This is a genomic window from Paraburkholderia sp. Ac-20342, from assembly GCF_017104985.1.
Classification (GTDB): Bacteria; Pseudomonadota; Gammaproteobacteria; order Burkholderiales; family Burkholderiaceae; genus Paraburkholderia.
On the sequence record NZ_JAAGPQ010000135.1, the window covers coordinates 1 to 16,236 of the forward strand.

The 16,236-nt window shown below is 61.2% G+C and carries 11 protein-coding genes and 1 tRNA gene; 4 read left to right on the forward strand and 8 right to left on the reverse strand.

What is annotated here, in order from left to right:
• The first annotated feature begins 113 nt into the window (after nucleotides 1-113).
• Nucleotides 114-266: a type VI secretion system baseplate subunit TssF gene (locus G3N58_RS31690; protein WP_206001153.1), complete on the forward strand. Its 153-nt coding sequence runs from the start codon at nucleotides 114-116 to the stop codon at nucleotides 264-266.
• A gap of 5 nt (nucleotides 267-271) precedes the next feature.
• Here the strand turns inward: G3N58_RS31690 and G3N58_RS31695 are convergent, their stop codons facing one another.
• The 4 genes from G3N58_RS31695 to G3N58_RS31710 all read right to left on the reverse strand — a co-directional run bounded on the left by G3N58_RS31695 (nucleotide 272) and on the right by G3N58_RS31710 (nucleotide 6,665).
• Nucleotides 272-523, reverse strand: a complete 252-nt coding sequence (locus G3N58_RS31695) for a PAAR domain-containing protein (protein WP_206001159.1) — start codon at nucleotides 521-523, stop codon at nucleotides 272-274.
• A 28-nt stretch (nucleotides 524-551) separates the two neighbouring features.
• Nucleotides 552-1,106 (reverse strand): hypothetical protein, encoded by a 555-nt coding sequence (locus tag G3N58_RS31700; protein ID WP_241017308.1) that lies wholly within the window; start codon nucleotides 1,104-1,106, stop codon nucleotides 552-554.
• Between the two features lie 142 nt (nucleotides 1,107-1,248).
• On the reverse strand, nucleotides 1,249-4,074 hold the full coding sequence (locus G3N58_RS31705; protein ID WP_241017309.1) for a hypothetical protein: 2,826 nt from the start codon (nucleotides 4,072-4,074) through the stop codon (nucleotides 1,249-1,251).
• Between the two features lie 80 nt (nucleotides 4,075-4,154).
• Nucleotides 4,155-6,665, reverse strand: coding sequence for a type VI secretion system Vgr family protein (locus G3N58_RS31710; protein WP_206001154.1), 2,511 nt, complete (start codon nucleotides 6,663-6,665; stop codon nucleotides 4,155-4,157).
• Between the two features lie 602 nt (nucleotides 6,666-7,267).
• Between G3N58_RS31710 and G3N58_RS31715 the strand changes: the two genes are divergently transcribed.
• Both G3N58_RS31715 and G3N58_RS31720 read left to right on the forward strand, forming a co-directional pair.
• Nucleotides 7,268-8,488 carry a transglycosylase SLT domain-containing protein gene (locus G3N58_RS31715; protein ID WP_206001155.1) on the forward strand — a complete coding sequence of 407 codons (1,221 nt, stop codon included), beginning with the start codon at nucleotides 7,268-7,270 and terminating at the stop codon, nucleotides 8,486-8,488.
• A gap of 503 nt (nucleotides 8,489-8,991) precedes the next feature.
• A complete protein-coding gene (locus tag G3N58_RS31720) occupies nucleotides 8,992-9,630 on the forward strand; it encodes a glutathione S-transferase family protein (RefSeq protein WP_206001156.1) in 639 nt (212 codons plus the stop codon).
• 352 nt (nucleotides 9,631-9,982) lie between these two features.
• On the opposite strand, the gene G3N58_RS31725 is transcribed toward G3N58_RS31720, so the two are convergent.
• The 4 genes from G3N58_RS31725 to acs form a co-directional block, all read right to left on the reverse strand.
• Nucleotides 9,983-10,073, reverse strand: a tRNA-Ser gene (locus G3N58_RS31725).
• 70 nt (nucleotides 10,074-10,143) lie between these two features.
• Entirely contained in the window at nucleotides 10,144-12,162 is a 2,019-nt protein-coding gene (locus G3N58_RS31730; protein WP_206001157.1) for a sodium:solute symporter family protein, read from the reverse strand.
• Between the two features lie 4 nt (nucleotides 12,163-12,166).
• On the reverse strand, nucleotides 12,167-12,571 hold the full coding sequence (locus tag G3N58_RS31735) for a DUF4212 domain-containing protein (RefSeq protein ID WP_206001158.1): 405 nt from the start codon (nucleotides 12,569-12,571) through the stop codon (nucleotides 12,167-12,169).
• Between the two features lie 217 nt (nucleotides 12,572-12,788).
• On the reverse strand, nucleotides 12,789-14,771 hold the full coding sequence (gene acs, locus G3N58_RS31740) for an acetate--CoA ligase (protein WP_167040421.1): 1,983 nt from the start codon (nucleotides 14,769-14,771) through the stop codon (nucleotides 12,789-12,791).
• Nucleotides 14,772-15,243: 472 nt separating this feature from the next.
• Between acs and G3N58_RS31745 the strand changes: the two genes are divergently transcribed.
• Complete coding sequence (locus G3N58_RS31745; RefSeq protein WP_167040423.1) at nucleotides 15,244-16,137, forward strand: DMT family transporter; 894 nt, start codon at nucleotides 15,244-15,246, stop codon at nucleotides 16,135-16,137.
• The last annotated feature ends 99 nt before the right edge of the window (nucleotides 16,138-16,236 follow it).

A 16,236-nucleotide genomic window follows, 5' to 3' on the forward strand; every position in this document is an offset into this window, starting at 1 on the left:
AACAAGGGCTCACAGAAAATTTCGTGTCACTACAACGCATCGACAACCACGGACGCCAAGTGTTTGATCTATAAGGTGCTCTGGGTCGAAATTGCCTCAAATTCCGGCCGGAAATGTCGAACTCGGGCTTCATCGGTATCATCGACCGGTATTTTGCACGCTACGCGCCAACGACCAGCTTTACGCAACTCGTCGTGCTTTCGAAATCGAACGGCTCGGAGATCCGGCGCTGCCCGTTCCGCGCCGGGCGCCTGCACCTGCTGTAAGGCGGTCAGATCAGGCTTGATATCAGATGGCAGCCGCACGTTGCCCGGTGACCGTGCCGGGCAATCGGAATACCATTGTCCTTCATCGTTGGATCGCCTTCCTCGATCACGTTTGGCGACACGTCGGGATGCTGCGGACAGGAGACGCGGTCTCCCTTGCGCGCGACATAGCGTCCCTCGAAGCGCATGCTTGTTGAGCCGGTTTCTACCTTGCCGCCATGGTCGGTGTCGTCGCCGACGCGAATCAAGTTGATCATAATCGAGCAGTGCTTCTTCGCATTGATATTACGGTTGCCGGGTTGCAATCCCCAAGCCGTTGGGTTTCAACCGATCAGATTCAACCCAGCCATTTACTACCTTCTTTGACTTCGAATTTAGATAACTAACCGAGGTAAACTTCCCATAGTCTGAATAAGCATCAACTGAATCAGCCTCGACAATGAATACGCCGTTCATTTTGCAGGACAGATCAGGGGCCGAATAAAATTGAAGCCGTCCTTTACCGACAACTGTCCGCCCAGCCACACCCCCGGGAATCTGGCTTCCATTTTTCGAAGCAGAAACATTGAGTTCTTCGCAGTTCCGGTCACTCTTCGGAAAATCGGAAATGCACATCGATACGAAGCGTTTATATCTACCTCCGTCCACCTTTAACACATCAGGGTGATCCGGGTCTCTCGTCACATCCAGTGCTTGCATGGTATTCGTATCCAGATTGACCCAGCCAATTGAAACCCGTTTATCGAGATTGTCAGGACTATCAGCTGGCACAAATAACCTTACGCTGTACACGCCATTGGCATGGTCTTCCATTTCGACATGGATATCTTCTTTTTTCATAAAGACATGCTGGAGCGCAGGGACTATTAACGCCCTTAATTCGCTTTGGCACGGTCCAGTCAAGGCGTAGCTACTCTGCGAAAAAATGAAAACAACCAGTGCGAACAGCCAACGCGAATAGAATTTCATGGTCATAGACTAGTTATTGAAACGAATTGACGATTCGAGGTGAAATGGACTGCAGCGTCTGTCGGTAAACTTCCTGCGCATGCGCGTCAGTGGAGAACCATCTCGCGTAATTCCCGTTGTAATGGACGATATATTTGGCTTTAAATTCCATGCCGACTCGAACCGAAGGTACAACGACAAACACCTTCGGCCTGTCGGTAACCTGAGCGTTTCCGCCAACACCACTTAGCCCTGCACCCTCGTAGGCGCTCCACGTCCCTGTAGGTAACTCAGAATAGAAATCCGGCGACCATCCATAATATGGTGCATCACCGTGAACCTCCATGCCACCCGTACCGCAACGGCGATACTGTATCGACTGAAAATGCCGCGTCTCTGTTCGATACATGCGCTCAACAGTTTCCGCAACGGTTCTGCCATACTTGTCGAAGATGTATCGCAGCGCATCTCGGGCGTCTTCTTCATTGAAGTCATTAACCTGATTAACAGGCCTCGCGCTGAAATTACCTACCAATCCGATTGGATGGAAATGCCATGGCGTTGGCTCTTTCGGAAACCCCTCGATACCCGCTGCCTGCTCCCACCACTGCAGCTTGCCGATCCGTTCGATCTCGGTCTGCCAAAGCCAAAGAAGTTTCTTCATCATCGGCGACAATGCCTCCCACTTGCCGAGTCCACCTCCCCATTCGCTCTCGTTGCGCACCACCAGATGCGAGATCGCTTCGGCCATCCACGGCGTTTCCTGCGCGTGTTTCAGCTCCTGCGCCGTCACCTTGCCGTCGTGATTCGCATCGATCGCCTTCTCCAGCTTGACGATCAAGTCCCCAGCGTTCACGCTCATCGCACTGGGTTCGAATTCCGACTTGTCCTCGCCGGGCAGGTACTGGTCCGTCGCATGGATGTACCGCTTGAGCATGTCGATCGGCTTGAAGCCGCTGTTGTCAGTCAGCTCAAAACCTGGCCAGTCCCATGGCCCACACATCCGCATAAGCGGGTGATTATCCTCGCACACCCAGCCTTGCCGGGTCGATCCGTCCTTCGCACCAATCGTGATGTTCCACCAGTGATGGCCCTGCTCGTCAACGGCAACGTTTTCCGCACCGAGCTTGTCGAGGTCGGTACGCCGGAAAACGTCGCGGAAGTCCGCGCCAGGCCCCTTCGCGTTGGAGAAGCTCAGCGGGAATTTGGTCCATCCCTTCACCACCCCAGTAGTCGTCGTATTGGCGAGCCTGGCCTCTACCCATACCGGAGAACCCGCGTTCGTCAACGTCGGACTTTGTGCGTGGTGTGCTTGATGCCCACCATGGGCGTTATGGCTACTCTGGACGCTCTGCGCTGGCACCGTTACCGTTTTCGGCTGGACCTTGACCCAGCGGGAACCCTGCGCGTTGCCAACCGGTACCAGCTTCAAGCCGCCCTGACTTTGCGGCAACGTCTGGTCCGGATCGGGGATGTTCGTGACGAGCAGCGCACCCGGTGAAATCTCAAGGAATGTCTTTGCGGCCGGAAGGTCCTTTGCGCGCGCCCGGCTTTTGTCGATGAACGCCGTCAGCTCTGGTCCCGCGAACACTTCGAGATGCAACAGCGACCGCGTCGGCTTCGCTGGCAGCAGCTTCGCATCCGTGTAGCGCAGATAGTGCCCCGGCTCGCCCACCACCTCACCGGCTTTGATCTTGTATGGCTCTTTCAGCACAACCACCGTATCGAGTGGCGCTGGGTTCACAACCGGATCGAGCTCCTTCACATACACCCAGCCCCATTGGGCGTGTCCCGAGACTTGCTCGCCGACAACCGGCCCGACTGGCTGACCGCTTTTGAGCGCACTGATTTTCCACCAGCCGGTATGCTTCGGGTCTGCCTCCGAGACTGTCAGCTCCGTCCCCTTGGGTAGGATGCCGATAATCTTGCCGTTCGGCAGATCGCGAATCCGGATACCCTTCGCAGGTGCGGGGGACGGGGTGTCGTCAACCGGCTGCGGCGCAGGCAAGTCGGTCTTCACAATAAACCCTGCATCGATGAATTCGCCAAGCGAGTCGGAATTGGCCGTTCCAGTAGGCAGCGCTGGGGGGACCTTGGGCTTCGGCACCGCTTGCATGTCCTTCGCCTTGTCACCAACCCGGTAATAGCGGTCGCCCTCCCAGTACGGCATCGGCTCCATGTTCAGTTTGGCCGAGTCTCCCGTTGAACTCCCAGCCTGCTTCATGGCCGCCTGGTAGCTGTTCCAGTCGGTCAGATGCATGTACAGGCTGAAGAATGTCAGCGTTTCATCTGGTGATGGCTTGGGCGATGCGGTCGTGTTCGCCGCAGGAGGCGTCGATGAGGCAGGGTGTGCCCCAGACGCGCCCGACGCAGCGGAAACAGGTTGCGAGCTAGAAGCGCCGCCGGAGCCCGCAGCGGTCTGACCGGGAGCGGCCGGTTTCGGTGGGACCGGCGGTAGCTGCAACTTGTGCCGGACCAACACAAAGCCCGTCGAATAGAGAGCGTGGCGGCCGTCCTGATAAGCCTGTTCGGGATACTTGCTGTCCATCCGGTACGCCACCACCTCGCCGTCTGCAATGGCCCGCACGCCTTCATCCTGCTTCAGCATCTGGGCACTGTTCTCGTCGAAGTGCACCCCACCATGCCACATTCCGCTCGCACCGAGCGGATAGAAGCCATCCTCCGCCTTCGCTAACGCCTTCATGTACGTCATCGGGTCGGCAGCATCTGCCTTGCTGTCCACCGGTGTAAACGGAAAGGCCCAGTTCAGCGGCGTGCAGGCCGGAGCAGGAGTCGATGATGCGGCGGGCGCCGCCGGAGCGGGCTGCTGCGAAGGATGCGCGGGATGATGCGTGCTCATGATGTCCAGACTCTCTTGTTGTTCCTGCTGCGCGGACTATAGGTGTAGGGGAAACATCGGGAAGCTCGAGCTCTACTGGCCTAGCCGGAAAACAGCGAACCGCGCCCTCCGTCTGTCGAAACCGGGCTCGACTTCAACGGATTGAGGACCGTCCCGCTCCCACCGCCCGGCTTTTCCCAGTCTGCGCACTTCTCCAGAATCTGCCCCGACGTCACGTTCTCGATCAGCCCCGACTTGATGCTGATATACGAGCCGCCCGCGCCCAGCCAGATTTCCTTGGCCGCCGTAATCACCACTCGGCCATTCGAGCTTTCAACCGTCACGTCTTCGAGCCCCGCCATCGTCACCGGACCGTTCTGCGCCTGGATACTAACCGGCCCCTTGGCCGCAAATATCTTGATCCCAAGGTTCTGCGCGAACAGGCTGATCTTGTCCATCACGCTCGCCAGCAGCGATTTCCCCGCGCCGATGTTGACGTTGTTGCCCGCAACCACATTCACGTGCCTGTTCGCGGCGATATGCGCCGACTGTTGGGTTGACATCGCAATCCCTTCCGGACTCGACAGCAGCATCACCGGCTTCGCGAAGCCGTTCGCGTTGCCCGTACCGCCACCCGCCGTGCGTCCGCCGTTGGCCGTTGTGCCAGCAACCGATTGCTGGGTTGCATCGGTAAACGCCTTGAGCGCGTCATGTCCGTCCTGCAGGCTCTCGGCCTGGCTGGTCTCGCTCGCCTTCGACACGGTGTCGAGCACCGCCTCAGCACCCGCGAGCTGTTCCGTCGCCGCTGTCACGTTCATCGGCTGCGCGCTGGCCGGCTGCGTCGAAACATACAGACCCTGCTCGGCCCGCACCGCACCGTAAGCCCCCGACTTCAGATCGAAGCCGCGCCCGAGAAACGCGCCGCGCGTGTTGTCGGAGTGGTCGATGAGGTAACCCAGGTGAAGGTGTGAGCCGTAACTTGTCGTATAGAGATGGACGCGGTTCTGCCCGCTGGAGTCGTCCAGAACCAGTTGATTGAAGCCGTCGCCGCCGTATTCGCGCGAGCGGAAGCCGGAGAGCAGGCCATTCGTATTCCACACCGGCATCGTCTCGCCGCCGTGCAGCCTCGAGATGATCACGGGCATGTCGCAATCCCCGTTCACAAACGCGATCAGTACCTGATCTCCCTTGCGCAGCGGGAAGTAGCCGCCGCGTTTCGCGCCCGCATCCGGCATCGCCGCACGTATCCACGCCGATGCTTTGTCGTTGCGATCCTTGCGGCTGTACGTCATCCACACCTTCACGCGATTGCCGTCGTCCGTAGAGATTTCCTCGTTCTCTGCCGTACCGACAATTCCCGTCTGGACGTGCATTTCGGGCTTGCGGTGCGCGAACGGACTGCGAAATGGCACGCGACGGCGCTGCGCCTCGATTTCCACCTGAATGAAGCCCACGCTGCCGTCCGGATGGCTCACGCCCGTGCCACTCCCCGCGCTCTTCGCCTGCTCGACTTCCGCGCGCAGGCTCTTCGGAAAGCGTGCGAGCGTATCCATGCCAGGTACATTGTTCTGAATCAGCCAGTCGCTAGCGATGATTGCCAGTTCGCGGTCCTGCTCGGGCAGGGTATCGAATTCGGGATGACCGCTTAGCTTGAACCAGTATCCGGGCAATGCATAGCGCGGGCTGCCAACCGCGAAATAACGCTTCGCACGCGACGCCCATTCCTCCGTGCGGATGCGCGCCTGCTGGTCGCCCAGGTCGCGCTCGCCCCAGCTCTGCGAGCCGGTATAAAGATAGTTCTCGCCCTGCGCCGGCAGTTCATCGGTGTTCAACGCGGGCGTGCTGACCTGCTTGTCCAGGTCCGGCCGCTTGTAGTCGGCGGTGGCCGTCGTGAGCGTGGCGCTTTGCGCCTCCTGTTGCTCGCTCAGTTGCGTCAGCCCGTCGAATTCTTCGTTGGCCCCGGCGCGGCTGAATTTCATCTCCTGCTGCGGCAGTGGGGGGGCGAAGTACAGATCGTCGGAAATGACCACTGTGTGCGACTTGCCGTCCTTCGCGAAATCGAAGCGCGGAAACACACCGACCTCTTCCATGCTGCGGTGGACAAAATTCCAGTCCGTCTCCCACTGCACGCGATTCGAATACGAGCGGATCGGCGAGCGCAGATCAAATGTGTAATGGCCCTGCGCCTGGGGATGCTTGTCAATCACGTCGGACAGCACCTGCTGGCCCTGCACTTCCTGCCAGTCGCGCCGGTCGCTACTCAGCTTGAGGAAACTCAGGCATGACGAAAACTGGAGCTGAAAATACGTCACACCGCCATCGCTGCCAATTCTTCTCGCTCGCTGAACGTAGCCGTGGATCGGCAGATAGTTGCCGTCCGTCTGTTTGATCCAGAGTGTGACGGCCTGCAGCATCAGCGCACCGAGCTTGATCTGCGTGTCGTAAGTCGACGCCGCATCGACGGTCACCTCGTAGTTGCGTCCGAGCCGGGCATTGATCTTGGCATACAAAGGAACCAGCCAGTCTTTACCAACCGGCGTGTCGAGTTTGGCAAGACGATCGGCTTGCGCGTAGCCGGTGTTCAGCGCCGTGTCCAGTGCCTGGGAAGCCATGCGTTACCCCGTTCGTGCTTGAATTGCGCATTCGGCCACTGCAACTGCAAGTGGCCGGCACCGCGTGTTTTATTCGATGAAAAAGGAAAATTTGACCGGATAATCTGTCCGTCGGCAAATAAGACAAAGCAGCGAAAAACCCTGCCTCATCGCGCAGGGATAATATCAAAACCAGTGTTGCATGACTGTAGAGCAATGATGATTCTTGACAGTTACGGCATCGGCACATCCAGTTGATGCAAGTGGCATTTATTTCGCGTCCAACCGGCCGGTGCAAACGGGAATATCGAAGCGTCCTTTTTGAGGCCTGTCACCGGTATCCGACTATTCCAGATGGCGTATCCTGAATCGGAGAAATGCAGTGACCTATATGAATTGCCCCATTCACATCAATAGCTTCCGGTCCAGCACTCAACGCCCGATATGCACGGCACATACTCCGCCATTTAACAATCTCTATTGTCTCGCACGATTCAGTGCCTCAATTCTTCGATAAAATCCCACTGCGGAAATCAGGTGCGAGATGAAGAATTCAAGCGAATAGAACGTGATGGACGCAGCGAATATCGCGAACTATTCCACTCGCACCGGCCAATAAAATCATGCAGCATCGAAAATTTGCCTTTCTCACCCCATGTCTGCGCTCGCGTCTGATTCAGATCGCGATGTTGTATGCGATACCCGCCATTACCCATGCCGACTGCATAGACGATGCGGCATCGTTTCAACACGTCAACGTGGGTCTCATGCGTGCCATTGCCCAGGTCGAATCGGGTACGCAAACCCACGTCATTAACCGCAACAGCGATGGAACGTTCGATATCGGACTCATGCAGATCAACAGCTCGTGGCTGCCGCGGCTCGCTCGCGAGGGCATTTCGGAGCAGAGCCTGTTCGATCCGTGTACGAATGCGTATGTGGGCGCATGGATACTCTCGGAGAATATCCGGCAGTACGGCCCGACGTGGAGCGCGATTGGCGCCTATAACGCATCGTCGCCCGAGAAGCGGCTCGCCTATGCCCGCAAGGTGTACGCCACCGCGCAATCCATCGCCAGCTCGCCGGACTCGCCCATGCCCATTCTTCCGCCGTCCTATGTTCCGCCCGAAACGTACAACCCTTTCGCGCCCCTGGAGGTCAACCAGGTCAAGATGAGCGCGCCGCGAGGTATGCAAGCCGCACCGGCTCCGGCAACGGCGGCGTCTGCCGTTGCGCCGGCTACGCCCGGCTCCTATAACTTCGGCTGGACCATAACCGGAGCGGATGCGGCGAAACCCGTGCAGGTTTTCGACGACGGAACCAAGGTCTACGTCCAGTTCGGCGACCTGAAACACGTGCCGGCCATCTTCGCGGATACGCCACGCGGACGTGTCGTGCTGCGCTGGGAAGCGCAACCGCCCTACGCGATCATTTCGTCGCCGGAGCGCAAGCTGATCTTCCAGATCGGCTCAGCCGAAGCTATTGCACAACGGACAGCCGTTGGCGCAGCAACTGGAACGGCGACTGCGCAGGCGCAGGCCCTGGCGGCATCGGCAGCCGGCGTGGTTGCTGCTTCGAAGACCGCTGCGGCGCGCGGGGCAGCCGGGGCGTCGACGGATGCACTCTGGTACATCACCACGTCGTCAACGGCCAAGACAGCCCCAATACCTGCCGCGACTTTGCCTGCGCCGCAGGCCACCATGGGGACGCCCCAGGCTTTGCCGGTGAGCGCACAGCAAACGGCGCCGCAAGCAGCACAAAGGACGGACGCCAGCCATATGCCGGCATCCAAGCCACCGGCAGCCTCCCCCGGAACAAGCGCCCTGTGGTACGTCACAAAGTGATCCTCCTCAGCGTAGAAACGCGGGGGCTGCGGTGCCATCGACCTGACGGCGTTCGAGTGTCCTGAGTGACGGGGGCAATTCCATCTGAAGGCATGTCGCGCCATCACCCGTGAGATGCAGGCAAGCGCATCCGCACAATGAGTCGAAGCGACCCCGCATCTGCATTCGCGAATAGGGGTGACGGTTTGATAACCGATTGCTGAGCCGAAAAACAAAAACCCCGTCAATCATTGGATTGACGGGGTTTTGATGTTCTGCCCCGGCGGACCGTGAATGACGAAAGTGGGCAATTCGTTTACGCTATAACCCTCTCGTGACTGGGTACCCGTAGGACTTGAAACTCAGGCCGAGCGGCTCAATGCCAGACTGGCATCCGTCGCAGCAATCCCTATTCTGCGACGGAGCAAAAATCAGGCGCAAAACCGTCGCTTTAATCGGGATTTGCGCGACGCGTAAATCCCGTTCTATTTGAGCATCGATTGCACTGTCGCGAGCTGATGACTATGGCCGAGAAATTAACCATCTGGACGCTTGATTGGGTACCCGAAGGCCCCCGTGGATTTGTGCGCGACCTACGTTTGCGATGGGCTGCGGAGGAAGCAGGCCTTGCCTATGATGTGTGCTCTATCCCGTTCGAGGGTCGCGAGACAAACCATCTCGACCGTCAGCCTTTCGGGCAGGTTCCGTTTCTGACGGATGGCAATATCGAAATCTTTGAGAGTGGAGCGGGGCTGCTGCATCTTGCCCGAAAAAGCGAAAAACTCATGCCACGCGATCCTGTCGGAGAAGCCCAAACGCTTCAATGGACGATCGCCGCGCTCAACTCGATCGAGATGGTGTCAGTTCCCTGGTGGTTCCTGGAAGTGACCGGCGCTAAGGACAACGGTCTAACCGGCTGGCTGGCAAGCCGCCTCGACCACATGGAGCGCATCCTCAGGGAGCGAGAATGGCTGGCCGCCGACCGGTTCACTGTCGCGGACCTGCTGATGGCCGATGTTCTCCGCGTTGCAAAAGTTCGCTCCTTCGGAAATCGACCGGCGGCGGAATCCTATGTGGCTCGAATCACGGAGCGCCCCGCGTTCAGGAAAGCCTATGCCGATCAGATGACGCACTTCGCTGCGGCAAGCGAGGCCAGGCGCTAAGCTTTTGACCGCTCTTTGTCGCGGAAATCCTGAGTGAACGCGCGCCCTTAAGCAAGCCAAGGTGAGGTACAGGAAGCCATACCGGACCCGGCATACGTACGCGTCCATGATGCTTTCAGCGGGAGAGCATCCCATGTGGGTAGCTCGACAGATGAGGCACGCTAATCAGAACACCGCGGTACGTATTGACGCACGTTGGATGCCAGGCGCGGACCCAGATGCAGGAGGTAAAGCGGTGGAAAAATTTGCAGCGGGCATGCTGCGATTGCCGTGCGATTCAGAGCCGAAACAAGCCCCAAATAGCTGAATAAATCGCAGCGTGATTTTAGAGCCTTGATTTATAAGGGTACGCTGGCGGAGAGAGGGGGATTCGAACCCCCGATAGGCTATTAACCTATACACGCTTTCCAGGCGTGCGACTTAAACCACTCATCCATCTCTCCGGCGGGGAGCCGAATTATAGCAAACTTCACGCCTTCCGCTACACCCCTGCCCCACGTCCTCGCAAACCGCCTAAGGATGGCGAATATAGTCCACTAGCGCGATCGTATAAGCATCCGCTTTGCGATCGATCAGACTCACCCCGATCGCCACCAGAAACCCCGCCGGCACGCCGAACACACCCGAGCTGATCGGCTCGATGCCGAGCCAGCGCGCACCCGTGAAGCCCGTCATCTGCGTGAAGAACGGGTAGGTCGAGACGATGTAGTAGATGCACACGACGAGCCCCGCCACCATGCCCGCCACCGCGCCGAGCCGCGTCGTGCGTTTCCAGAACACGCCGAGCACGAGCACCGGGAACAGGCTCGACGCCGCCAGCGAAAACGCCGCGCCGACCAGGAACAGGATGTTCCCCGTATTCAACGACGCCACGTACGACGCAAACAGCGCCACCCCGAGCAGCAGAATCTTCGAGATCGTCACGCGCCGCTGGCTCGACGCATTCGGATCGACCATGTGGTAGTACACGTCGTGCGACAGCGCGTTCGCGATCGTCAGCAGCAAACCGTCGGCGGTCGACAGCGCCGCCGCCAGCGCCCCCGCCGCGATCAAGCCCGACATCACATACGGCAACCCCGCGATCTCGGGCGCCGCCAGCACGACCATGTCCGGCTGCATCTGAATCTCGCTCCAGCGCACGATGCCATCGCCGTTCGTATCGGCGAGGCTGATCAGGCTCGGCTCGACCTTGCGCCATTGCGTAAGCCATTGCGGCAGATCGGCGAAGTGATGGCCGATGAGACTGGTCAGAATCTCGTACTTGATCAGCACGGCCAGTACCGGCACGGTCAGATAGAACAGCGCCACGAAAAAAAGCGTCCAGCCGACCGAGCGGCGCGCCGACGCAACCGATGTCGTCGTGTTGTAGCGCGTGAGAATATGCGGCAGACTCGCCGTGCCGAGCGACAGACACAGCAGCAGCGACAGAAAATTACGCACATGCGTGCCGCGGTCTTCGTCGCCGACAGCGGGAAACGGTTCGTGCATCGGCACCGGCGCGGCCGCGCGCATCAGCATGTCGTCGCGTTGCTGGGTCCAGACGATCTGCGCGGCCGCGGCATCGCGCGGAAACTGTTCGAGCGCACGCTCGCGCTCCTTGATCTCGCGCAGCGGACCATTGTGGCGGCGGAGATCCGCGACTTCCTGCGTGAGCCGCTGCTTCCCGTCGACGAACGATTGCGGCAGCATATCGAGCCGCAGTTGCATCAACGCGGCGCGGCGTCGATAGTCGTCGCGCACGCGCTGTTCGAGCGGCGCGTCGCGCACCTGTTTCTCGAGCCCTTCCATGCGCTCCATCAAGCGTCCGTAGCTGACTTGCGGCACCCAGCCGAGGCCGTCCTTGTGCGCGATCATCGATACCGGGATCAGGATCGCCGCGATCAGGATGATGTACTGCGCGACCTGGGTCCACGTGACCGCGCGCATGCCGCCGAGAAACGAGCACACGAGAATGCCCGCGAGTCCGCAGAAAATGCCGACCGCGAAATCGACGCCGATAAAGCGCGTCGCGATCAAACCCACGCCCTGAATCTGCGCGACCAGATAAACGAACGAGCACAGGATCGCGGCGAGCGCCGCGAGGCCGCGCACCGCGTTGCTCGAAAAGCGCGTGCCGAGAAAATCGGGAATCGTGTAGCGCGCGAGCTTGCGCACATACGGCGCGAGCAGGAACGCGACGAGGCAGTAGCCGCCGGTCCAGCCCATCAGATACGCGAGGCCGTCGTAGCCGGTCGCGTAGATCGAGCCGGCGAGGCCGATGAACGACGCGGCCGAGAGCCAGTCGGCCGCGGTCGCCATGCCGTTGAACGCCGACGGCACGCGCCGCCCCGCCACGTAGTATTCGACCAGATCGGACGTGCGCGACAGCACGCCGATCACCGCATACACCGCGATCGGCACGAACAGGAACACATAGCCGATCCACACGCCGGGCCCCGTGCGGCGCTCGATGCGCCACATCACGTAGACGAACAGCAGGAAGCCGAGCGTATAGAACGCGTACGAGCGGATCAGTCGATGCGTGAGATTCATTGGCTCAGCGTCCGCGCGCGGCCGGCGCGCCCGCGCCCGCCGTGGTGTTCGCGGTGGAATCGGCGGCGGCACGCTGCGTCGCATCCGCTTCGAACGCGCGCTGCAACTGGCGATCGGCGCGCTGCATCAGCACGATGTACACGACGATCAGCGCAAGGTAGATCAGGATCGCGCCCTGCGCGCCGAAATAGAACGGCAGCCTGAAGCCCTCGACGCGCACCTGTTCGAGCGCGGGCGCGAGCAGCGGCACGACGAACGACACGATGAAGCCGAGCGTCATCAGCGCGGCGATCAGCGCGAGATTGAAACGCCAGTACTTGCGATGCGCGAGCGCCATCGCCGCCGAGACCGGTGGCGGTTCGGGCGCGGGGTTCAGCGTGGCGTGAGAGGGACGGTGCGGCGCGGCCATGCGCCTATGTATCAAAAAGGTATCGGCGAGGCAATCGGGATTGTCCGCGCGAGGATGCCGGTCAAGCGGGTTGGTTCGATCCCGCTCGCTTGACCCCGGTTATCCGAATCAGCAGCGAACGGGGCCGCGCATCGCACGCGCAAGCGGATCGACCGGCAGACTGACAACCGCCGCCGCCCGCTTGCACAGCCCCGCTCATGACATCCTCAACGCCGCGTCAAAGCGACTCGCCGAGCTGATCGAGAATCGCCGGATTCTCGAGCGTCGACACGTCCTGCGTGATCGCCTCGCCCTTCGCGAGCGAGCGCAGCAGACGGCGCATGATCTTGCCCGAACGCGTCTTCGGCAGGTTCTCGCCGAAGCGGATGTCCTTCGGTTTCGCGATCGGACCGATCTCCTTGCCGACCCAGTTGCGCAGTTCGTTGGCGAGCTTCGTGGCCTCTTCGCCTTGCGGACGCGCGCCCTTCAGCACGACGAACGCGCACACCGCTTCGCCGGTCGTCGCATCGGGACGCCCCACCACGGCAGCCTCGGCGACGAGCGGATTCGACACGAGCGCCGACTCGATCTCCATCGTGCCGAGCCGGTGGCCCGACACGTTCAGCACGTCGTCGATGCGGCCCATGATCGTGAAGTAGCCGGTTTCCTTGTCGCGCACCGCGCCGTCGCCGGCGAGGTAGAGCTTGCCGCCGAGTTCCTCGGGGAAATAGCTCTTCTTGTAGCGGTCCGGGTCGCCCCACACGTTGCGCAGCATCGAGGGCCACGGACGCTTCACGACCAGAATGCCGCCCTGCCCGTTCGGCACGTCCTGGCCGGTTTCGTCGACGACCGCCGCCATGATGCCCGGCAGCGGCAGCGTGCACGAACCCGGCACGAGCGGCGTCGCGCCCGGCAGCGGCGTAATCATGTGGCCGCCGGTCTCGGTCTGCCACCACGTATCGACGATCGGGCAGCGGCCACCGCCGACGTTCTCGTAGTACCACACCCACGCTTCCGGATTGATCGGCTCGCCGACCGTGCCGATGATGCGCAAGGTCGACAGGTCGTGGCTCTTCGGATGCACTTTCGCATCGGCCTCGGAGAACTTGATGAGCGAACGGATCGCGGTCGGCGCCGTATAGAACAGCGTGACCTTGTGCTTCGCGATCATCTGCCAGAAACGACCGGCGTCCGGATACGTCGGCACGCCTTCGAACACGACCTGGGTGCCGCCGAGCGTGAGCGGTCCGTACGTGATGTAGCTATGGCCCGTGATCCAGCCGATGTCGGCGGTACACCAGAACACGTCGGACGGCTTCCAGTCGAAGGTCCACTTCAGCGTCTGCGCGGCCCACAGCAGATAGCCGCCGGTGCTGTGCTGCACGCCCTTCGGCTTGCCGGTCGAGCCCGACGTATAGAGAATGAAGAGCGGATGCTCGGCGTCGACCCACTCGGGCGCGCACTGATCCGACTCGGCCTGCGCAAGTTCGTGCATCCACAGGTCGCGCCCTTCGTTCCATGCGACCTTGCCGCCGGTGCGCCTGTACACGATCACGCTCGTGACCTTCTCGCAGCCGCCGAGCGCGAGCGCTTCGTCGGCGATGTTCTTGAGCGGCAAGGCCTTGCCGCCGCGCATCTGTTCGTCGGACGTGATGAGCGCGACGGCGCCGACATCGACGAGCCGTTCGTTGAGCGACTTCGACGAGAAGCCGCCGAACACCACCGAGTGCGTCGCGCCGATGCGCGCGCAGGCCTGCATCGCGACGATGCCCTCGATCGACATCGGCATATAGATGACGACCGGATCGCCTTTCTTCACGCCGCGTTTTTTCAGCGCATTCGCAAAGCGCGATACGCGTTGCAGCAGGTCCCGATAGGTGACGTTGGTGACGGTGCCGTCGTCGGCCTCGAACACGATCGCGACGCGCTCGCCATGGCCGGCCTCGACGTGACGGTCGAGGCTGTTGTACGACGCGTTCAGCTGGCCGTCTTCGAACCACGCGTAGAACGGTGCCTTCGATTCGTCGAGCACCTTCGTGAACGGCTTGTGCCAGCTCAGCGTCTCCTTCGCGAGACGCCCCCAGAAGCCTTCGTAATCGCGCTCCGCTTCGGCGGCGAGCGCCCGGTACGCATCCATGCCGGAGATCGTGGCGCCCTTCGCCGTTTCGGCTGAGGGCGGAAAAACGCGGCTTTCCTGAAGAACCGATTCAATCGCAGACATCGACAGCCCCTTGGTGAAAATAAACGTAAAACCCTGACCGGCGCGCAGGCGCGCCCTATCCTGTTGAAGCCGCAACGAACGACCGTGTGCTGCGATGCCATGCTGCGATGCCGTCCCGCGTACCCGTGCGGCAACGCAGCATTCATGCGCGCCATGCAGGCCGGCCGTTGCGCCTGAACGCTGATGTTCAAACATAAGCGCTGCAACTTACCGGCCACTTACGCGCGCGGCTTCGGCACACAGGCGAAAACCCTTAGACGCCGGACGCGGCATGCTGCGTTAGCGCATCGAGTGCGGTATGCGACGAGCACGCCGCATACCGCGGCCCCGCAGGCATGCAACGCTTTGGCCGGGCACCCGCCACGCCGCCGCAGCGCCCCGCCGCAGTTGCTCGTGGTTGCCCGTCCTTCCCTTTACGCTCGCTCGCACGGTCTCTTACAATGCTAACTGAACTAGCCGCCCGGATTCCAGCTTGAATCGCTACGCCCTGCTTCTCATTACCTCGATGCTGCTCGTCGGCAGCAATGTCGGTATCGGCAAATCGATCGTCGCCTTCGTCCCTGTTCCCCTGTTCGCGCTGCTGCGTTTCGTCATCGCAATGGCCGTGCTGGGGCCGCTGCTGCGCGTCGCCAAACTGCGCCGCGTCAAGCGCGATGAATGGATCAACCTGTTTTTGCAGGCACTGTTCGGCACCTTCGGGTTTACGCTGCTGATGCTCAACGGCGTCGCGCGCACGAGCGCGGTCGCGGCCGGGGTCATTACGAGCACGATTCCGGCGGTCGTCGCGCTGCTGTCGTGGCTGATTCTCAAGGAGCGGCCCAATGGCCGCGCGCTCGCGTCGATCGCGCTGGCGATCGCCGGCGTCGTCGTGATCAATCTCGCGCACGCCGACAAGGGCGCGGGCAGCCCGGGTTCGTTCGCGGGCAACCTGATGGTGCTCGGCGCGGTGTGCTGCGAATCGGTCTATATCATCCTGTCGCGCCGTCTCACGCAAACGCTCGCGCCGCTCGACATCTGCGCCTACACCCACCTGTTCGGCCTGCTGCTGATGCTGCCGCTCGGCATCGGCACGTTCGCGCATTTCGACTATCGCGCGGTGCCGGCGAGCATCTGGATGCTGGTGCTGTGGTACGGGCTGTCGGCCAGCATCTTCTCGTTCTGGCTCTGGATGAAAGGCATCCGCCACGTGCCCGGCAGTCTCGCGGGCGTCTTCAGCGCGGTGCTGCCGGTGGCGGCGGCGCTCTACGGCATCGTGTTTCTCGGCGAGCGGCCCACGCTCGCGCACGGCATCGCGCTCGCCTGCGTGATCACCGGCATCGGGCTCGCGAGCCTCAAGGCGAAGCGCGTGCCGCCGGTCGCCTCGTAGCGCCGCCCGCCCGGCGGCCCCGGCGCCGCTCATCTGCCCGCCATGCGGCGGCCGATCCGACCGACGCTGTACAATAGCGCGCCCGATGCGAGTTTGCGG